The following is a 19,812-nucleotide window of genomic DNA, read 5'->3' as shown; positions in this document are numbered from 1 at the left end:
ACTCGTTACACCGATTCAAAATTAAAACCAATCATTTCATCAATAGATTGATCTAGATTTAGGCTTCTGTCTTAGTGAATCAATCTGTGAATTTTTCTCAAACACAATTCAATCAATATGAACACGATTCTCCACATAACCAAGCGAGAAAGATGGGAAGGAGCAAAAAATATTGGTACGTATAGTGACGATTCACTCAATACGGAAGGATTTATCCATTGTTCTCACACCCAACAAATTATTCAAGTTGCAAATAAATTTTTTCATCATCAACAAGGATTGGTCATTCTTTTGATTAATTCTTCTCAAGTCAAATCGGAAATTCGCTACGAGGAGGCTGATGGAGAAATATTTCCTCATATCTATGGGGAGTTAAACCTCGATGCTGTGTATCAAGTTATCGACTTTGAACCCGAAGCCGATGGTTTATTTAGGCTACCACCAGAAGTGATGAATTTAGAATAACTAATACCTAGATGTAAAAAAGACATGGATAATCAAGAGTTAGATATAGCTGTGTATGTTGATCAAATGGCGTTGCTGTTGGATTTGCCGATCAAAGATGAGTATCGAGATGAAGTAGTAGCAAATTTCGAGAGAATAAAAGCGATCGCTCAACTAGTTAACTCTTTTCCTTTACCAGAAAGTATTGAAGCCGCACCAGTATTTGAACCATGAATGATGCTGTATCAATCGCCACTGCTATTCGTACAGGTCAAGTTAGTGCAGTGGAAGTTACCAAAGCTGCATTAGCGAATATATCAGTACGCGATCGCTTCCTCAATTGTTTCACTACTGTCACGACAGAAACAGCTTTGGCAGATGCAGCGCACATCGATCATGAAATTGCTAAAGGTAATAATCCTGGGTTACTAGCTGGTGTACCCTTTGCTGTGAAAAACCTATTTGATATTGCTGGCTTAACAACTTTGGCTGGTGCAAAAATCAATGCGGAAAATCCTCCAGCTACCCAAGATGCGGCAGCAGTAGCCAAACTCAAACAGGCGGGTGCTGTTTTAGTCGGTGCATTAAATATGGATGAGTACGCCTATGGATTTGTCACCGAAAATCATCATTATGGTACTACCCGTAACCCCCACGATTTACAGCGTGTAGCTGGTGGTTCATCCGGTGGTTCTGCGGCGGCTGTTGCGGCTGGGTTAGTTCCATTCACACTAGGTTCTGATACAAATGGTTCCATTCGTGTTCCCGCCGCATTATGTGGTGTGTTTGGTTTCAAGCCAACTTATGGACGCTTATCCCGTGCAGGTGTAGCTTTATTTTCTAGTAGTCTTGACCACATCGGCCCCTTAGCAGGTTCAGTCAGAGATATCGCCACAATATTTGATGTACTGCAAGGGGAAGATCATCGTGATCCTGTGTGTACTAAAAGACCAGAAGAAGCAACATTACCCCAACTACATCAAGATATATCTGGTTTGAGAATTGCGATCGCCGATGAATATTTTGCTCAAGGTGCAGACTCAGAAGTATTAGCAGCAGTACACAAAGTAGCCGATGCCCTAAATGTCAAGCAATACATTACATTGCCAGAAGCACACAGAGCAAGAGCAGCTGCATTTGTAATTACAGCCTGTGAAGGCGCAAATTTACACTTAGATAAACTGCGATCGCGTCCCCAAGATTTTGACCCCGCCACACGCGATCGTTTTTTAGCAGGTGCATTAATACCGAATACTTGGTACTTACAAGCACAACGCTTTCGGAGATGGTATCACGAACAGATCCAAAAAGTTTTTCAACAAGTGGATGTCATCTTAGCTCCAACAACACCCATTAAAGCACCTCTAATTGGTCAAAATATCATGATTTTAGATGGTGAAGAAATACTTGTTCGTCCCCATTTAGGTTTATTTACTCAACCATTATCTTTTATTGGATTACCCGTATTATCAATACCAGTTCACCATTCAAATACTTTACCTTTAGGTGTGCAATTGATAGCCGCACCATACAACGAAGCGATTATTTTAAGATTAGCATCTATCTTAGAAACTCAAGGAGTAGTTTCAGCAAGAATAGAAAGAGCATAGAAGCATACAAAAAATCTTATTTAAACAAAAAATAGTCCCATTCTATTTGAATGGGACTATTTTTTGTTTAGAAAAAAGAACCTGGCGACGAGCGATTGTAGCAGGAGGCGACCCTCAAACTATCGTAGCCGCAGCAGCGTTTCACAACTGAGTTCGGGAAGGGGTCAGAGTGGTTCCACCGCGCCATAGACACCAGGAAAGAATTCAAAATTCAAAATTCAAAATTCAAAAAAGAATCAAGAAGTTTAAATTCGAGGGTACAGAGACCCTGAAGACTGCAAGAAACGCGATTTACCAATTTTAGAGGTCAAGCCCTCGGTCTATTAGCACGGCTCGGCTACATACATTACTGCACTTCCACCTACCGCCTATGAACGGGTGTTCTGCCCGTGACCTTACTCACTTAAAGTGATGAGAACACTCATCTTGAGGTGGGCTTCCCACTTAGATGCTTTCAGCGGTTATCCGCTCCGCACTTGGCTACCCAGCGTCTACTGTTGGTACAATAACTGGTACACCAGCGGTGCGTCCTTCCCGGTCCTCTCGTACTAAGGAAGGCTCCTCTCAATGTTCTAACGCCTGCACCGGATATGGACCGAACTGTCTCACGACGTTCTGAACCCAGCTCACGTACCGCTTTAATGGGCGAACAGCCCAACCCTTGGGACGTACTTCCGCCCCAGGTTGCGATGAGCCGACATCGAGGTGCCAAACCTCCCCGTCGATGTGGACTCTTGGGGGAGATCAGCCTGTTATCCCTAGAGTAACTTTTATCCGTTGAGCGACGGCCATTCCACTCTGCGCCGTCGGATCACTAAGGCCTACTTTCGTACCTGCTCGACTTGTCGGTCTTGCAGTCAAGCTCCCTTTATGCCTTTACACTCGCCGCACGGTTTCCAAGCGTGCTGAGGGAACCTTTGCGCGCCTCCGTTACCTTTTAGGAGGCGACCGCCCCAGTCAAACTGCCCACCTGAAACTGTCCTTCTACCGGATAACGGTAGTAAGTTAGAATCCTAGCTTCGCCAGAGTGGTATCTCACCGTTGACTCCCTTCTCCCCACAAGGAAAAGTTCATCGTCTCCCACCTATCCTGCGCAAGCGAAGCCCGGACACAATTCCAGGCTACAGTAAAGCTTCATAGGGTCTTTCTGTCCAGGTGCAGGCAGTCCGTATCTTCACAGACATTCCTATTTCGCCGAGTCTCTCTCTGAGACACCATCCAGATCGTTACGCCTTTCGTGCGGGTCGGAACTTACCCGACAAGGAATTTCGCTACCTTAGGACCGTTATAGTTACGGCCGCCGTTCACCGGGGCTTCGGTCGTCAGCTTCATGTTACCACTGACCAACTTCCTTAACCTTCCGGCACTGGGCAGGCGTCAGCCCCCATACTTCCTCTTACGAGTTTGCGGAGACCTGTGTTTTTGGTAAACAGTCGCCTGGATCTCTTCACTGCGACCCACTTTCGTGGGCACCCCTTCTTCCGAAGTTACGGGGCCATTTTGCCGAGTTCCTTAGAGAGAGTTATCTCGCGCCCCTTGGTATTCTCAACCTCCCTACCTGTGTCGGTTTCGGGTACGGGTAATCTACGTTCATCACATTACTAGCTTTTCTTGGCACTATCCTTCACTACTCGGAGTTCGTAAACTCCTCCCAAACCAATCAGGGTGTAGCTATCTTTCATGCGTCCCTAGCAATGCTCCCGTACATTAGTCAGGGATTGTTGACCCTGTGTCCATCGACTACGCCTTTCGGCCTCGCCTTAGGTCCCGACTAACCCAGAGTGGACGAACCTGGCTCTGGAACCCTTAGGGTTTCGGGGCATTGGATTCTCACCAATGTTTGCGCTACTCAAGCCGACATTCTCACTTCTATACAGTCCACACCTGCTTGCCGCTAGTGCTTCACCCCATATAGAACGCTCCCCTACCGATTATTATTAGTAATCCCACAGCTTCGGTACATTGCTTAGCCCCGTTCATTTTCGGCGCAAGATCGCTTGACTAGTGAGCTATTACGCACTCTTTCAAGGGTGGCTGCTTCTAGGCAAACCTCCTAGTTGTCTTTGCAATCTCACCTCCTTTATCACTTAGCAATGATTTGGGGACCTTAGCTGGTGGTCTGGGCTGTTTCCCTCTTGACAATGAAGCTTATCCCCCACTGTCTCACTGGCAATGTGTTCTCTAGGTATTCTGAGTTTGTCTCGATTTGGTACCGGTCTCCCAGCCCGCACCGAAACAGTGCTTTACCCCCTAGATTTAATCATTACCGCTGCGCCTCAACACATTTCGGGGAGAACCAGCTAGCTCCTGGTTCGATTGGCATTTCACCCCTAACCACACCTCATCCGCCGATTTTTCAACATCGGTCGGTTCGGACCTCCACTTGGTGTTACCCAAGCTTCATCCTGGACATGGTTAGATCACCAGGGTTCGGGTCTATAACTACTGATTATCGCCCTCTTCAGACTCGGTTTCCCTTTGGCTCCAGCTTCTAACGCTTTAACCTACCAGTACCTATAACTCGCCGGCTCATTCTTCAACAGGCACGCGGTCATCCGTTTAATCGGACTCCCACTGCTTGTAAGCTTATGGTTTCATGTTCTATTTCACTCCCCTTTCGGGGTTCTTTTCACCTTTCCCTCGCGGTACTTGTTCTCTATCGGTCACACAGTAGTATTTAGCCTTACGAGATGGTCCTCGCTGATTCACATGGGATTCCTCGTGCCCCATGCTACTCGGGATTCAGCTCCTATCCTTTGGTTTTCGACTACAAGACTCTCACTTTCTCTGGTGCATCTTTTCAATGCTTCGTCTAACCTTAGCGATTCGTTTTTGCTGTCCCACTACCCCAGTCAGTAAACCGACTGGTTTAGGCTCTTCCCCTTTCGCTCACCACTACTTAGGGAATCTCTTTTGATTTCTTTTCCTCCAGCTACTAAGATGTTTCAGTTCGCTGGGTTGGCTCTTTCCTGTCTATATATTCAACAGGTAGTATTCAGGGTTGCCCCATTCGGACACCTCCGGCTCATAGTTTGCTTCCAACTCCCCGGAGTATTTCGTCGGTAACCACGTCCTTCTTCGCCTCTGTGTGCCTAGGTATCCACCATTAGCTCTTATTCGCTTGACCACTTCACAATTGGTTTCTATCCTGCAAACACTTTATATCTTTCCAATACTTGTGTCTGCCTGCTCTAATCGCGTTTCTATGCAGTTTTCAAGGTTCTGGCTGAGTTCCCTCAGCAGTCTAACAAGAGTTAGTTGCTGATTCTTTCTCTGTTTCTCGAAGCTTTTCTTGCTTCTTTTCATGTGGAGGTTAGCGGACTCGAACCGCTGACATCCTGCTTGCAAAGCAGGCGCTCTACCAACTGAGCTAAACCCCCCCACACAATTCAAAATTAAAAATTCAAAATTCAAAATTAAATAAACCATTTTGAATTTTGTATTTTGAATTTTTCATTGCTTCAGGTGGGCCATCCTGGACTCGAACCAGGGACCTCACCCTTATCAGGGGTGCGCTCTAACCACCTGAGCTAATAGCCCATACGAACCTCATTATTAGTTTGAAAGCCTTTCAACTTCTGCGACCGACCTAGAGTAGACCATCTCAGTCTCTATTTGCTTTTAGCTTTTCGCTTTTGGTTTTTCGCCTTTCACTTCCAGCTTTCGGCTTTCGATTTCTGATTTGGGTAGGTCTCCCTAAAAGGAGGTGATCCAGCCACACCTTCCGGTACGGCTACCTTGTTACGACTTCACCCCAGTCACCAGTCCTACCTTAGGCATCCCCCTCCTCGAAAGGTTGAGGTAATGACTTCGGGCGTGACCAGCTTCCATGGTGTGACGGGCGGTGTGTACAAGGCCCGGGAACGAATTCACTGCAGTATGCTGACCTGCAATTACTAGCGATTCCTCCTTCACGAAGGCGAGTTGCAGCCTTCGATCTGAACTGAGCTACGGTTTCTTGGATTTGCATCACATCGCTGTGTAGCTGCCCTTTGTCCGTAGCATTGTAGTACGTGTGTAGCCCAAGACGTAAGGGGCATGCTGACTTGACGTCATCCCCACCTTCCTCCGGTTTGTCACCGGCAGTCTCTCTAGAGTGCCCAACTTAATGCTGGCAACTAAAAACGAGGGTTGCGCTCGTTGCGGGACTTAACCCAACATCTCACGACACGAGCTGACGACAGCCATGCACCACCTGTGTTCGCGCTCCCTAAGGCACTCCTTCCTTTCAGAAGGATTCGCGACATGTCAAGTCTTGGTAAGGTTCTTCGCGTTGCATCGAATTAAACCACATACTCCACCGCTTGTGCGGGCCCCCGTCAATTCCTTTGAGTTTCACACTTGCGTGCGTACTCCCCAGGCGGGATACTTAACGCGTTAGCTCCGGCACGGCTCGGGTCGATACAAGCCACGCCTAGTATCCATCGTTTACGGCTAGGACTACTGGGGTATCTAATCCCATTCGCTCCCCTAGCTTTCGTCCCTCAGTGTCAGTTACGGCCTAGTAGCACGCTTTCGCCACCGGTGTTCTTCCTGATCTCTACGCATTTCACCGCTACACCAGGAATTCCTGCTACCCCGAACGCACTCTAGCTTTGTAGTTTCCACTGCTTTTATGAGGTTGAGCCTCACTCTTTAACAGCAGACACACAATGCCACCTGCGGACCCTTTACGCCCAATCATTCCGGATAACGCTTGCATCCTCCGTATTACCGCGGCTGCTGGCACGGAGTTAGCCGATGCTTATTCCTCAAGTACCTTCAGTTCTTATTCCTTGAGAAAAGAGGTTTACAACCCAAGAGCCTTCCTCCCTCACGCGGTATTGCTCCGTCAGGCTTTCGCCCATTGCGGAAAATTCCCCACTGCTGCCTCCCGTAGGAGTCTGGGCCGTGTCTCAGTCCCAGTGTGGCTGATCATCCTCTCAGACCAGCTACTGATCGTCGCCTTGGTGCGCTCTTACCACACCAACTAGCTAATCAGACGCGAGCTCATCTCTAGGCAATAAATCTTTTACCTTCCGGCACATCCGGTATTAGCCACCGTTTCCAGTGGTTGTCCCCGACCTAGAGCTAGATTCTCACGCGTTACTCACCCGTCCGCCACTATCACCTAAGTGACCGTTCGACTTGCATGTGTTAAGCATACCGCCAGCGTTCATCCTGAGCCAGGATCAAACTCTCCGTTTTGTATAGAATCGTTTGTTTAGCTCTTTCTTTGGCTGCTCTTTCTACACCTCAGCCTGGTGTGTATTTTTCTTGACGCAGGCTAGTTGTTTTTTTCTGGCTTTCAAACTATAATTTTTTCAAGGTTCGGTCGCCCCGGACTGCGCTTCGTCGCGCTCGTCTCTCAGGCACTTATTCAATATATCTAATCCGACTTGGTGTGTCAACTCCTTTTCTAAAATTCTTTCGTCTCTTTTTTCTCCCTCCGCAAGATCCTTACGAGATAAGGATTTCATCCTTTAGCCTTTCTTCTATTTCCTCATAATCTACTGACTTGAGCTAGTTATCTCCGGGATTTTTTAGTTTTTTTGAGTGCAGCTTCACGCACCGCTTGATTGAGTAGGTATCCAAAACCGGCAGACTCTATTCGAGCAATGAACTCCTCGCTGGTTTGTGAGAGTGCTTTGGCGGTTGCTTCAAGATTCCAGTTATGTTCGGCTAATTTGCTCAGTAGGTAGGCTCGGCGAGTTTGTGCTTCTGATAGGCGGTAAGTTTTGAGATATTCTAGTTCTCCTGATTCGCGGATGATGGCTTCACCGATATAGTTTTCTTGTTTGGGTTGTAAGTCGGTGATGAACCTTTGCAATAAAAAAGAACCTGCTGTGTAAACTATTTGAGAATTTAACTGGCGTTGTAGTAAACCCTCTGCCATGAAGCCTTGGAACGATGCCCAGTCTTGTCGCATTTTGACGATCGCTCCCCTCAAATCTGCCAAACTATTAATCTTGGACTCATCTATAGTGGTTTCCATAGGCCAGGTTGTGTCATACAGCAAGCTGTACTGATAAATCAATTCTCCATAAAAGTCTTCTAAAAGGCTGGTGTGTAAGGCCCGATAGTCTTCTGGGGTGGGAACTACAAAAGCGGATGCTAATGATTCAGCCACAAAAACTAACACCCCAACTTGTTGTTCGTGAATTTCAAACACACGCAAAGCATCTTCTAAACCTGCAATGTAACGTCCACTCACAGCAGTTTCATAGCGTGAACCCAAACCATGAGAGAGGGCATATTTGGAATACTCACGCCAAGCAATTGTCGGCCCAGAGAAAAATAGTGATAAAAAACCTTCCATTGCTAGGTGTAAAGGTAAAAATCTCAGTTGATTAGCTGATTCTCGTTTAGCCATACGTTGCATTAAACGGACGCTTGCACAACCATATTCTTGACGTTGTCCGTCGGGTTTGAGTATCTGTCCACCAAAGCTGGCGACGGGACTACCGTCATCAGTCCACGACATGACCAAGCCGTGGGGAACATAGGAAAAATATTTTATGCCTGGGTCTGTAAGTTGTCCCTCTAAATTGACGATTGTTATATCTTCTTCATAGGAACGACGGTTTAAGCGCAAATCACCGCGTATGTTCCGCCGGATGAGTGGCACAATGCGGACTGCACCTCTTATTTGTGAAGGGGCAATGTCTAATCCTTTTAGGGATATATCTGCTAATAATCTTTTCTTTTGTGCCATACCTAGACCCTGATGGAATTGTTTAACATCTGTTGCACTCTGGCGGCTAAATAATCTTCTAGTTCTGATAAAGGTGCAGAACCATCAGCAAATCGGGCAAAACCTAGCATTGTCGGTAAATCTTCTGCATCTCTGAGGCCGACAGTAGGGATGCTGGGGCTGAGATTTTGTAATGAAAAGTCTTCAGCATTAAATACGGGGTTGCAGTGAATGATAGAAGTTCGTTTTTGGGGATCTAATTTGGTGCGGTAAATTCGCAGGACTTGTGCCGCACCGTTGGGTGGGTCATTTTCACAACCGTCAGAGATGATCACTACTAAGTCTGCACCGGATGCTAAGGCGTTTAGTAATGGTGTAGCTAAATCAGTTTGTCCATAGGGACGGACTAGTAATGGTTCTGGTGTGGTTACTGTCCAAAAAGCACGGTATTCTTGTGAGGCTGCTTTGAGGAAGTAGTGTGCAGCTAAGGCGACACCCAAGGGACGGCGACGTTTTTCACTAGAACCGGAACTGGAATAACTGCAATCTAAGACTGCTGCAACTTTTCCGAGTTTTAAAGGTGCTTTTTTTAACGTGAATTGTGCCGATCGCTCTAAAGCTTGGGTTAAAATTATTTGTTGCTGTTTTCGTGTTTTCCAAGGTAAGGAAAGGATATATAACGCTAGTTTAGTGAGGGGAAGACGACCTAAATCTACATCTATATCTACTTTCTCACTCCGTTCTGCTGCACCTTGAAAACGCAACTTTTCACCCAAGGTCATTTGTTCTTGAATACGGGATAAAAAAACATCACGAGGAATTTTATGCTTAGTGGCTAAACCTTCGGCGACTGTAAACGGTAATTTATAAACGGCTTCGGCACTGTAATTTGCTTGGCGAAAGTTCTCAAATAACTCGGTGGTATAGACTGTTTGTTGCCAGTGGCGAAACAAGAAATCACCTAATTCACCTTGCAATTTTAGGTGGGCATGGGTGGCGATCGCTCGTACTTTAGCACGATATTTCACCGCATCAAAACTAATATCACGCCGCATACTTAAATAATCCCGTGCGATCGCTCTACTACGACGATTGTTAATTTTTCTTTGGCGTAGCTGTTGCAAAACTCCCCAAGCTCTCTGGGGTGGTAGGGTGTTAAGTGCATGGGCAATCAGTGCGCCTTCCTCTTCTCGATGTTCGGGAAGTGTGTTTTTCCCTGTTGCTAATAGTTTCAGGATGATTTGGGCTTGATTGAAATGATTGATACCTGCTGCTAAGGAACGGGCGTATAGTAAGCGGTAATTACCGAGAATATAGTCGTGCAAAAAATCAATTGATACTCTTTGACCGTAAGCATCATCATAAAATTCACGCTGTCCTGTGCAAGCAAGGCAAGCATTGATAAACATGACCAAATCTTCTTGTGCAACTTGGTCGGAACGGTTAGTAGTCATAATAATAAAAATTGATGAGGATGCTGTTTGGGGAGAAAACAATACAACTAGGTCAGGCAACTTAACGGGTTGAAACGGAAGTTGTACTAAAGTCCCGCAAACAGCAAGACTGAAAATTTTGTGAATATTTTGAAGGGGGTGCGGTTCGGGGAAAGGCGGCACAACTAGCTATAACAGTGGTAAAGACTGGGTTCGGAAGTTGTACCATAGTCCCGCGAACAGCAAGCTTTATGTAAGTTTTTTGAACGCAGAGTGACGCTAAGTCAGCGCAGAGGGGCGCAGAGAGTTTTAATTAAATACGGATGTAGTTAATTGTTGCTGGGTTTGGAAGCAAGATTTTAACAATAATTCAGCAGATTGACTTAACTTCGTCACAAAAATTCCTGTTGCGCTTTCTAAATTTGATGTTATCCAAGTGCCTTTGAGAATAATTTCGACTGAGGAGGCATCACAAGGGCAAATTTCTAAGATATTTTCTTGAGATAGCTGTTCTAAGTCGGAAATAAGAGATGAGTCGTTGACAATTAGAAATGTAGCTGTGGTGGGTTCAAGATGAAGCTTTGTAGCAGAACACAGAGCCAATATAACTCTTTTGCTTACCCAATCTGGCAAAGATTCGTTGAGATGTTCTAGGTGAAAGCTGTTTTCTGTGTAAGTTAGTTTTAACATATGGTGATTTATAGATTGAGGTTTTTATTTGTATGCTGGAGTTCCTTTGTCTATAAATTCAGGATATGCGGAGAGACTTCCCCGAAGCGAATTAGGGTATCTATCGCCGCAAACGCCTGTAAATTCAATATATTCAGACTAGGGGAAGTTGCTAAACTTAGGGGAATCCCCGAACTTTGTTGATTTTGGCGACAACAGCAATGGCAAGAGCGAGTTACGGCCTAGAAGCAAAAAAGCGATCGCGGCACTTATTAGGGTTGCTGTTGGCTTATGCTAATGATGCAATGGACTGTGATGAGTCGGCTTTAGATACTTTACGTCCGCAGATTCAAACTCGTTGGCTAAATGAATATCGGCTGGTTGTCAGAACGAAAGTCAGGTTTCTCCAAGCACTAACAACTTTGATGGCTGGTGATATTCAACTCAATGCAGAACAAATTAAGGAGTCTCTCAAGCGGTTTGCTGATTTTTTAGAAATTTTAGAGGATAATCGTCCCTCTCGCAGTGGTTCAGAAACGTGGCACTTTACACTTAATTTGTGGCATAAACGCCAAGACATAGCAGCCAATTTGCAACAATTTGATCAAGAATGGGAACGTCGCCGTTCTGAAAAGTCACAGCCAGTAGTAGCAAAACCACAAGCAACTGTAGAACAGACTGCTGCTTTACTTATAGATTGGCAGCAGATTTGTCGTGCTGATTTAGAACTCAACAATATTCAACGCCTGACAACTAATCCCCTAACAATTGCTGATGGATTAAGTTTTGCATTAAATCAAGTTTACGTTTCCTTGGGATTGGTGGAACAAAAACAGCGATCGCGTTATCGTGATGATGTTACTCCTCAAAATGGTTCTCGTTTATATGAACCAGAAGATACGGAAGTAACTCAAACTTTTGACCATGATGAATTTATACAGCAGATAATACAAGGACAACAAAGTAAACGAATTGCTATTATCGGCGAACCAGGAGCAGGCAAAACTACTTTACTGCAAAAAATTGCTACTTGGATATTAAATAATACTACTGATTTACCTATCTGGATTTCTTTAGCAGATTTACAGGGTAAAAGTTTAGAACAATATTTAATTCAAGATTGGCTACCTGCTGCTACCCGCAAGTTACGCGTTTCTCCAGAGGTAGAGGAGGAATTTTGCCAACAGTTTAATCAAGGTAAGGTATGGCTATTACTAGATGCTGTGGATGAAATGGCGATCGCATCTACTCTGGCTTTAGCCAAAATTGCCAGTTATCTCAGAGGTTGGGTAGCAGATGCCACAATAATTTTAACTTGTCGGCGAAATGTCTGGGATGGGGGAAAAAATGTTTTAGAGAATTTTGATACCTATTGTAATTTGCATTTTACCTATGGTGATAGTCAGACACCAGACCGAGTGGGGCAATTTATTCAACGTTGGTTTCGTACAGATGTAACCATAGGCGAAAAACTGCGTTTTGAGTTAGATCAACCTGAACGGAGAAGAATTAGGGATGCAGTGAAAAATCCCTTGAGATTAGCGTTATTATGTCGTATTTGGGGATTAGGAAAAGGAAGTCTACCAATCACAAAAGCTGTTTTATATGAGCAATTTGTTGAGGCAATTTATGAGTGGAAGCAAGACAGATTTCCTACAACTTCAACCCAAAGACAGCAGTTAAATCAGGCATTGGGAAAGTTAGCATTATTAGCAATTACGCAAGAAAAGACTAAATTTCGTCTGCAACATAGTTTTGTTTGTCAGGTATTGGGTAATCCTGATGATGGATTATTTCAATTAGCATTGCAGTTGGGGTGGCTCAATCAAGTAGGAATCGCAGATAGTTCTAGCGAAAGAGTTTATGCGTTTTACCATCCCACTTTTCAAGAACATTTCACGGCGCAGGCTGTTACTGATTGGCGTTTTTTCTACAATTCAAATTGTGAAAGTATTACAGTAGATAATTATCGGATTTTTGAACCACAATGGCGAGAAGTAATTTTATTATGGTTGGGGAGAAATGACGTAGCACCAACAGATAAAACAGCATTTATCCAAGCTTTAATTAATTTTGATGATCAATGTGGGGGATTTTATAGTTATCAAGCCTACTTTTTTGCAGCACAAGGGGTAGCTGAGTTTAGTGATTGTCAAAACACTGATGGCATTATTCAGCAATTAATCAAGTGGCGTTTTGGCTATTTTGAACCTGGGAAACAAAAGTGGTTCAGATACCCGCCACCAATTGTAGAAGGTGCTAGGGTAGCATTACTAAAAACTGATCGAGTTAAAGCGATCGCGTCCCTAGAACAATTTATTCAATCATGCGAAAATGAGTTTGATAGTTGGAATGCTGCCTATAGTTTGGGTAGAACTTTTGACTCTGGAAATCAAATTGCGATCGCTACATTAGAAAATTTAGTCAAAACCGTTCGACATGAATCTATTCGGTGGCAAGCTGCCTATAGTTTGGGTAGAGTAGATCCTGGTAATGCTATTGCGATCGCGGCTTTAGTACAAGTGATAGAATCTAGTAAAAATGAAGCTACACGCCGCAAGGCTGCTTATTCTCTAGGAAAACTAGATAGTAGTAATGTCATCGCTATTTCCACATTAGAAACAATAGCTGCATCCGCCACAGATAAATCACAACAACGACAAGCCAAAGAAAATTTAATTGTTTTGCGTCGTGGAGAAATTACAACTCAACCAGAAAAGCAAAAAATCTCAAAAATTCCAGCACCATCCTCTAATTCTGCTACAACTATTGCGTCATTAATGAGAGGCATTACACTAGTTGATGATGAAGATACTCGAAGACGTAGGGCTTATAAGTTAGCACAAATTGATCCAGGTAATAACATCGCATTAACGACTTTATTAACACTGCTAAAATCAACTCAAAATCAGTCTTTACGCAAGCGTGCAGCAGATAACATTAAAGAAACTATTGTTTATGAACAGTTTCCCCAGGTGATTACAGCTTTAAAAGAATATTTTTTAGTTGCACCAGAGAAAAACTTACACTTATATAGTGATGCTTATAGACTCATTTGGTATTGTGCAGAAAACTTGAATTATCAAGAGTTTTATCAAATTTGGCATGAGTATTATTGAGCAACTTGATTTAATTTAGCTCTACCAACAACCGTTAATACTCAAGCCAATTAATGCAGACATTTCCAAGATTGTCGCACTGTCTTGATTATCTCACAGCGATCGCCATGAAAGTAGACTTGCGACCAGAAACATTATGTGCTAATGATCGGCAAAACTCAATCAAATAAACGATTTCAGGAAAGTTGACACTAATTTTTCCGTCACAGTTAACATTAGTTGATTTTAAATATTTAGATAAGATTGCGGTTAATATAAGAAATCAATCAGCAAATTTTGCTATGCTGGACTCTGTAATCTAGTGGTTTACGTACTCACTGTAATGTAAATACTAGAGAGATTCAACTAGCTAAAATTGCCACACAGTAAATTTCCATAAAGTATATTTTCGATAACAAAGCGGAAATTAATAATTTACTCTAGGTAATTAGACGATCGCTCTCAAAAGTTGATATTTTGATGTAGAGGGTCAACAAGCTGTAACAGCAACTGTCTGGCTGAGTTGGACTTACTTACGCTCGTTTTCAATTCTTCTATGAGTCATCATCTACCCGACACCAAGATACCTGCTCCGTGCATTGTTAACACGGGCATTATTGTGAACAAACTCGACATGAAACGACTGTTGGCTGATTTAGGTCGAGTCCACTACATCTACACCCAAGAAGACAAGTTACTGAGCGAGGGTGAAGGGGATGTGATGGAAGTATTTGCGAACCCGCAAAGGTCTACCTTAGTCGCGAATAGTGCGCTTTATCTCAATGTTGAGAGTTTTGATTATCTAGAACTGAAACAATCCCCGCAACAAGAGACCTACTTTGATTTAATGCAAGAAGGAATGTGTTTGCGGTTGATCCCCCTATCAACTCCTTTGCAGGAGCGTAAACAGAGACAATGGAATGTCAGTGCGATTGAAGCCATGATGGATGAGGTTCTAGCTGCTAGATGGGACGCAGAATTTGATGACGACTGTTCTGATAGTTTCTAACTACAAGCTTACCCAAATCTTATGCCAACTATTTCATATCACATCAGGCAAACCAGTCTTTTAGCATAATTTGTTAGTCGTGTCATACCCCCAATGGCGTGTCAAGGCTAAAATAGCGCAGAAGTATAGTTTTTGTGGTGTGGGTTTCTAGTCCGCACCACAATATATTTAATCCAGACAGTCCACTACGCAAAAGTCATCTCAGATTCAGTCTGTAATCATATTCGTATGAAACTACTTGGTAGAAGGGTTTAGGAAGCATATCATAAGAACAACTACCGTTAGCATCAACGATTCTAAAAGATGATTGTTGCAGACAAAATACAGATGTTTTTCTATCTTGTAACTCCCACGGTTGCCATTTGTTATCAGCTGCATAAATATAAGCAGGAACTCGGCTCATATCTCCGATCAGAATTGTTTCACACTCACCCGGATTTACGTGAGTCCATCCACTAGCTACCCAACTACCCTCTGAATACCAAGCCTTAGCTACATAAGCTTTCTCCGACGCGGAACTACAGACAATCAAATCAGCTTTAGCTTCAACTGCTGTACCCATAACTAAGGGCATAGATAATAAGCCAGAAATAAATAAAGAATTGACAGCTTTCATGTTGATGAGAAAATCTTTTGGAGTTCATTTAAAAGTAATTAGAGGCAATTGATTAGCTAACTTGAGAATGACATCCCTAACCAATTAATTGCGTCGGCATACTGATTTACTAGTTAAATTCACTGACAGTAGCATCAATTCCAGAAATCTGAGAAAACAGAAATCAAGTTGTTTCTTTACCTAGTCTTGGCTTGAGGCTAGTGGAACACAGCAGCAACGTGTTATGTTAACAAAGCATTGAGATTACATAAAAGCTACAAGCAAACATGAAGATTTATTTGCTGGTATATCTAGAAAATAAAGCCTTCTTGTCTAGTCTGAATTTTCCCATTAGCGATCGCCTGATTTTACCTTGAGTGCCATCTTTTCTTATCAAACTTTGGCTCGTTGTAGCCAGACAAAAGCTAGAGTCGGTGTATTTTCCACACCGCACGGTATTGTAGAAACTCCCAGATTTATGCCTGTGGGAACACTGGCTAATGTTAAAACTGTCACCCCAGCCCAGTTACAAGAGACTGGGGCGCAGATGATTCTATCTAACACCTATCATCTCCATCTCCAACCAGGGGAAGCCATTGTGGCGGGTGGTGGTGGTTTGCATAAGTTTATGGGCTGGAACGGGCCGATATTGACTGATTCCGGTGGATTTCAGGTTTTCAGCCTCAGCGAAATGCGAAAAATTACAGAAGAAGGTGTAACTTTCCGTTCTCCCCATGATGGGCAAATTATTAAACTCACGCCAGAACGTTCCATAGAGATTCAAAATGTTTTAGGCGCGGATGTCATCATGGCGTTTGATGAATGTCCACCCTACCCAGCAACGCGTCAAGAAGTGGAAGCATCAACGGAACGCACTTATCGGTGGTTAGAACGCTGTATTGTAGCGCATCAGCGTTGTGATCAGGCCTTGTTTGGGATTGTCCAAGGTGGCGTGTATTTAGACTTGCGTGCAAAAGCTGCTCATGCTTTAAAGGACTTTGATTTACCTGGCTATGCTATTGGCGGCGTGAGTGTGGGGGAACCACCAGAATTGATGGCGCAAATTGTCCAAGCCACTGCACCATTACTACCACCAGAAAAACCCCGTTATTTAATGGGTGTAGGGACATATCGCGAAATGGTAATTGCGATCGCTTCCGGTATAGACTTATTTGATTGTGTCATTCCTACCCGTTGGGCGAGACATGGTACAGCAATGGTTAAAGGCGAACGTTGGAACTTAAAAAATGCCAAGTTTCGTGAAGATTTCGCTCCATTAGATGAAACTTGCCCTTGTTATGCTTGTCAAAATTTTAGTCGGGCTTACATTTCCCATTTAGTGCGATCGCAAGAAATTTTAGCCTATACCTTACTGAGCATTCATAACATCACCGAACTGATTCGGTTTACCCAAAAAATCAGAGAAGCAATCTTAGGCGATCACTTCATAGCAGAATTTGGCCATTGGCTCAATTCATCGGACAGTGGGGAACTGGGGACTGGGGAATAGGGATTGGGGATTGGGGATTGGGGATTGGGGACTTGTACTGAGCTTGCCGAAGTATTGGGAAAAGAAGACAAGGTAGGAGATGAGAAAAACCATTAGCTAATGACTAATGACTAATGACTAATGACTAATGACTATTGACTATTGACTATTGACTAATAACTATTGACTAAACCATGTTAAGATACATCTCAATTATGAAAGCTGTGTTGGATTAGGTGGATTTAAACAAACATGGAAGCAGCATTATTATTAGCAAAATTGCCTGAAGCATACCAAATTTTTGATCCTTTGGTAGACGTTCTCCCTGTTATTCCCGTTTTCTTTTTGTTACTTGCTTTTGTATGGCAAGCAGCAGTGGGATTCAGGTAAGTTAAGACATGATTAATTAATGGGACAGGTGGCTTACCTGTCCTATTTTTTTGCAGTTATTCTATCTTGATAATTCTTAACTTTTTGTAATAAATTAAGAGAAAATCATTAAGATAGGCGTATATCCCGGCTAGCTTGCAGTGAAAGAGGAACTATTTAGTTATGGGTAATATCAAATTTGTCAAAGAAAATAAGGAAGTCATAGCAGCAGATGGTGCAAATTTGCGGCTCAAAGCAATAGAAAATGGGGTTGACATCTATAAACTTATTGGCAAACTCACAAACTGTGGTGGCGGTGGTAACTGTGGTACTTGTGTAGTTGAAATAGTAGAAGGAATTGAAAATCTTTCTATTCCCACAGCCGTAGAAAATCGGATGCTGAAGAAGAAACCCGCCAATTATCGTCTTGCTTGTCAAACTTTGGTTAATGGCCCAGTTAGCGTTGTAACTAAGCCTTAATATTGTTGATTTTTCTTTACATCAGTCTTGGCAGTGAAGTCAGTAAAAAAAAGAGCTAACACAGGCGTTGATGATGCTATCCTAAAATTGTTGACTGGAAATTAAAGAGAGGCTTCCTTGCCATGCAAGTTAATGACCTGGGGTTCGTAGCGAGCATTCTGTTCGTGTTAGTTCCCTCTGTATTTTTAATAATTCTTTACATCCAAACTGCCAGCCGCGAAGGTAAAAAAGATACTTGATCATTTTTTGTTCCAAGTAAAAAACCCCTGTTGCCAAATGGTACAGGGGTTTTTATTTGAAAATCCCAAAACTCAAATTTTATGCACCACTGGTGCGTGCCAATAAGACAGGGCAAGTAGCATTGACACGCACGTAGTCTGACAAAGAAGCACCGATGAGTCTATCGATATCGACAAAACTCTTGGCTACGGATGGACGGCGATCGGGCGAACCTAGTAAAAGTAGGTCTACACTCAAATCTTCTGCAAGGCGACAAATTTCTTCCCCTGGTCTACCACTACTGATATAACAGCGAGTTGACACACCATATTTTTGTGCTTCTGCGACTGCTGCGGCTAAAATCGGATTCTTGTCGGGAGTAATTTCTGTCACTTCTGAAGTTTTACCACGCAAATCAGTAGTAACATTAGCTAAGATTAGTTGACTGCCTTGAATACCCCGTAATAAGAATAAAGCCAAATTTAAACAGTGTTTAGCTGCATCAGAGTTGTCCATTGCCACCATGATGCGCTTAATTCTTTTAACATAAATGTCATCCTTAACCAGCAACATGGGGCGAGAAGACAGTTGGAAAACGTACTGACTCACTGAGTTTGATAAAATTGATTGCAGACGTTTGAGTCCCCGTGAACCCATAATGATTAAGTCAGCATCGATTTCATCAGCTACTTGACAAACCACATCTTTAGGATCACCTTGACGCAAAATAGAAGATACTTGGGAGGGATCTAAATTCAGGGTTTGAATAGCATTTGCGAGAATTTTACCGCCTTCTTCCCATTTATCCGTCATGGCGGCTGAAGTGCTTTGAGGAGAAACAACGTGCAGAACCGTCACTTTTGCATCTTTGATTGACGGTACTTCCTTTAAGGTTTTGAGCATTTCTTCAGCGTGTCCTAATCCAGAAACCGCTAGCAAAATTTTTTCTATCATTGTTACTTCTTGTTGTTAAGGTTGCTTGGTGTTGAATCTTTAGTAATTGATGCTGATGAGATTGTCACCATTTTGCTCAACAACCTAGTAATTAAGCTAGCAACAATCAACCGCTTATCATTAGCTGTTAATACTCACTCAAGAGTAATTGACTCAAAAACTAACAATTTTTTAAGTTGATTTGCGACTTATTTACTTAACTTTTCCACTAGGTTTCAATCATTAAGCTTACTCTCAATGATGACCGATAAAATTCATAATTGGTTATGTTAGTTATTATTTTTAATCTATGTTCAATATTTTTAATTAGAAAAAAGTTAAGGTTTACTAAAATAGTTACCAATTGACAGATATATTGTAAAATAACCCAAATTTATTGCCAATTTCAATCTATATCCATAAATACAGATATTTATGGGAATTCAATTATATAAACTATTATGATATTTTATAAATGGCGTATTTAATCAACGGTAAATTTTCCAGGATCAAGCTCTCAAAGAGAGAGAATTTGATAAATTTTTATATACTTAAATGAGAATCAAATATAAAATTTTGTAAAAAATTAGTCTTCCCAATGTGTCAATTATAAATACACGATGTTTCTCAGTTTTGATCAAAGCTATACTGCAAATACACGAATGCCATATTTTCGTCACACATTCTTCACATCTATATCAGAAAATGGTCGATACCTAAATTAATCAAGAATGGTGAATAACGATGGCGGATAACTCCGCCTTTATTTTTGTCTTTTCAGCTAAACTAGA

At 42.7% G+C, this 19,812-nt stretch carries 14 protein-coding genes, 2 tRNA genes and 3 rRNA genes; 9 read left to right on the top strand and 10 right to left on the bottom strand.

Annotated elements, in window-relative coordinates; all coding sequences use genetic code 11:
- Positions 1-117: 117 nt before the first annotated feature.
- The 3 genes from ACQFX9_RS09670 to ACQFX9_RS09660 are packed head-to-tail and all read left to right on the top strand — an operon-like array spanning position 118 to position 2,054.
- Entirely contained in the window at positions 118-465 is a 348-nt protein-coding gene (locus ACQFX9_RS09670; RefSeq protein WP_427161815.1) for a DUF952 domain-containing protein, read from the top strand.
- 24 nt (positions 466-489) lie between these two features.
- Positions 490-678 (top strand): DUF4089 domain-containing protein, encoded by a 189-nt coding sequence (locus tag ACQFX9_RS09665; RefSeq protein WP_427161814.1) that lies wholly within the window; start codon positions 490-492, stop codon positions 676-678.
- Positions 675-2,054: an AtzE family amidohydrolase gene (locus ACQFX9_RS09660; RefSeq protein ID WP_427161813.1), complete on the top strand. Its 1,380-nt coding sequence runs from the start codon at positions 675-677 to the stop codon at positions 2,052-2,054. The genes ACQFX9_RS09665 and ACQFX9_RS09660 overlap by 4 nt, the downstream gene beginning before the upstream one ends.
- Positions 2,055-2,133: 79 nt before the next feature.
- Here ACQFX9_RS09660 and rrf read toward each other — a convergent pair.
- The 8 genes from rrf to ACQFX9_RS09620 all read right to left on the bottom strand — a co-directional run bounded on the left by rrf (position 2,134) and on the right by ACQFX9_RS09620 (position 10,850).
- Positions 2,134-2,251 (bottom strand): 5S ribosomal RNA (gene rrf / locus ACQFX9_RS09655).
- A gap of 106 nt (positions 2,252-2,357) precedes the next feature.
- Positions 2,358-5,181: ribosomal RNA gene (locus ACQFX9_RS09650) — 23S ribosomal RNA — on the bottom strand.
- 180 nt (positions 5,182-5,361) lie between these two features.
- Positions 5,362-5,434: transfer RNA gene (locus tag ACQFX9_RS09645), tRNA-Ala, on the bottom strand.
- 86 nt (positions 5,435-5,520) lie between these two features.
- Positions 5,521-5,594, bottom strand: a tRNA-Ile gene (locus ACQFX9_RS09640).
- Between the two features lie 159 nt (positions 5,595-5,753).
- A 16S ribosomal RNA gene (locus tag ACQFX9_RS09635) occupies positions 5,754-7,241 on the bottom strand.
- Together the 16S, 23S and 5S rRNA genes with 2 tRNA genes alongside form the textbook arrangement of a ribosomal RNA operon.
- A 319-nt stretch (positions 7,242-7,560) precedes the next feature.
- Entirely contained in the window at positions 7,561-8,748 is a 1,188-nt protein-coding gene (locus ACQFX9_RS09630) for an ARPP-2 domain-containing protein (protein WP_427161812.1), read from the bottom strand.
- Between the two features lie 2 nt (positions 8,749-8,750).
- Positions 8,751-10,181 (bottom strand): hypothetical protein, encoded by a 1,431-nt coding sequence (locus ACQFX9_RS09625; RefSeq protein ID WP_427161811.1) that lies wholly within the window; start codon positions 10,179-10,181, stop codon positions 8,751-8,753.
- Between the two features lie 288 nt (positions 10,182-10,469).
- Entirely contained in the window at positions 10,470-10,850 is a 381-nt protein-coding gene (locus tag ACQFX9_RS09620) for an alr0857 family protein (RefSeq protein WP_427161810.1), read from the bottom strand.
- Between the two features lie 200 nt (positions 10,851-11,050).
- Here ACQFX9_RS09620 and ACQFX9_RS09615 point away from each other — a divergent pair, with 200 nt between their 5' ends.
- Positions 11,051-13,948: a HEAT repeat domain-containing protein gene (locus tag ACQFX9_RS09615; RefSeq protein WP_427162846.1), complete on the top strand. Its 2,898-nt coding sequence runs from the start codon at positions 11,051-11,053 to the stop codon at positions 13,946-13,948.
- Between the two features lie 535 nt (positions 13,949-14,483).
- Positions 14,484-14,936 carry a hypothetical protein gene (locus tag ACQFX9_RS09610; RefSeq protein WP_427161809.1) on the top strand — a complete coding sequence of 151 codons (453 nt, stop codon included), beginning with the start codon at positions 14,484-14,486 and terminating at the stop codon, positions 14,934-14,936.
- A gap of 196 nt (positions 14,937-15,132) precedes the next feature.
- Here the strand turns inward: ACQFX9_RS09610 and ACQFX9_RS09605 are convergent, their stop codons facing one another.
- Entirely contained in the window at positions 15,133-15,552 is a 420-nt protein-coding gene (locus tag ACQFX9_RS09605) for a DUF1036 domain-containing protein (RefSeq protein WP_427161808.1), read from the bottom strand.
- A 352-nt stretch (positions 15,553-15,904) separates the two neighbouring features.
- On the opposite strand from ACQFX9_RS09605, the gene tgt reads away from it, so the two are divergent.
- The 4 genes from tgt (at position 15,905) to psbM (ending at position 18,108) form a co-directional block, all read left to right on the top strand.
- Positions 15,905-17,041, top strand: coding sequence for a tRNA guanosine(34) transglycosylase Tgt (gene tgt, locus ACQFX9_RS09600; RefSeq protein ID WP_427161807.1), 1,137 nt, complete (start codon positions 15,905-15,907; stop codon positions 17,039-17,041).
- 231 nt (positions 17,042-17,272) lie between these two features.
- Entirely contained in the window at positions 17,273-17,410 is a 138-nt protein-coding gene (locus ACQFX9_RS09595) for a photosystem II reaction center protein K (RefSeq protein ID WP_006195022.1), read from the top strand.
- Positions 17,411-17,572: 162 nt separating this feature from the next.
- The gene (locus ACQFX9_RS09590; RefSeq protein WP_427161806.1) at positions 17,573-17,869 is read left to right on the top strand and encodes a 2Fe-2S iron-sulfur cluster-binding protein; all 297 of its coding nucleotides are present in this window, start codon (positions 17,573-17,575) and stop codon (positions 17,867-17,869) included.
- Between the two features lie 122 nt (positions 17,870-17,991).
- Entirely contained in the window at positions 17,992-18,108 is a 117-nt protein-coding gene (gene psbM / locus ACQFX9_RS09585) for a photosystem II reaction center protein PsbM (RefSeq protein WP_082803712.1), read from the top strand.
- Positions 18,109-18,187: 79 nt separating this feature from the next.
- Here psbM and ACQFX9_RS09580 read toward each other — a convergent pair whose 3' ends face one another.
- Positions 18,188-19,042, bottom strand: a complete 855-nt coding sequence (locus ACQFX9_RS09580; protein ID WP_427161805.1) for a universal stress protein — start codon at positions 19,040-19,042, stop codon at positions 18,188-18,190.
- Positions 19,043-19,812 lie beyond the last annotated feature (770 nt).

The organism is Aliinostoc sp. HNIBRCY26, from assembly GCF_050235535.1.
Taxonomy (GTDB): domain Bacteria; phylum Cyanobacteriota; class Cyanobacteriia; order Cyanobacteriales; family Nostocaceae; genus Trichormus.
Note: the sequence above shows the minus strand (reverse complement) of the source record. Positions and strands in the feature narration are given on the sequence as shown.

Excerpts from the sequence above, each read along its gene's own strand:
- ACQFX9_RS09670 (WP_427161815.1), top strand. The coding sequence starts at position 118 with ATGAACACGATTCTCCACATAACCAAGCGAGAAAGATGGGAAGGAGCA.
- ACQFX9_RS09665 (WP_427161814.1), top strand. The coding sequence starts at position 490 with ATGGATAATCAAGAGTTAGATATAGCTGTGTATGTTGATCAAATGGCG.
- ACQFX9_RS09660 (WP_427161813.1), top strand. The coding sequence starts at position 675 with ATGAATGATGCTGTATCAATCGCCACTGCTATTCGTACAGGTCAAGTT.
- ACQFX9_RS09630 (WP_427161812.1), bottom strand. The coding sequence starts at position 8,748 with ATGGCACAAAAGAAAAGATTATTAGCAGATATATCCCTAAAAGGATTA.
- ACQFX9_RS09625 (WP_427161811.1), bottom strand. The coding sequence starts at position 10,181 with ATGACTACTAACCGTTCCGACCAAGTTGCACAAGAAGATTTGGTCATG.
- ACQFX9_RS09620 (WP_427161810.1), bottom strand. The coding sequence starts at position 10,850 with ATGTTAAAACTAACTTACACAGAAAACAGCTTTCACCTAGAACATCTC.
- ACQFX9_RS09615 (WP_427162846.1), top strand. The coding sequence starts at position 11,051 with ATGGCAAGAGCGAGTTACGGCCTAGAAGCAAAAAAGCGATCGCGGCAC.
- ACQFX9_RS09610 (WP_427161809.1), top strand. The coding sequence starts at position 14,484 with ATGAGTCATCATCTACCCGACACCAAGATACCTGCTCCGTGCATTGTT.
- ACQFX9_RS09605 (WP_427161808.1), bottom strand. The coding sequence starts at position 15,552 with ATGAAAGCTGTCAATTCTTTATTTATTTCTGGCTTATTATCTATGCCC.
- ACQFX9_RS09595 (WP_006195022.1), top strand. The coding sequence starts at position 17,273 with ATGGAAGCAGCATTATTATTAGCAAAATTGCCTGAAGCATACCAAATT.
- ACQFX9_RS09590 (WP_427161806.1), top strand. The coding sequence starts at position 17,573 with ATGGGTAATATCAAATTTGTCAAAGAAAATAAGGAAGTCATAGCAGCA.
- psbM (WP_082803712.1), top strand. The coding sequence starts at position 17,992 with ATGCAAGTTAATGACCTGGGGTTCGTAGCGAGCATTCTGTTCGTGTTA.
- ACQFX9_RS09580 (WP_427161805.1), bottom strand. The coding sequence starts at position 19,042 with ATGATAGAAAAAATTTTGCTAGCGGTTTCTGGATTAGGACACGCTGAA.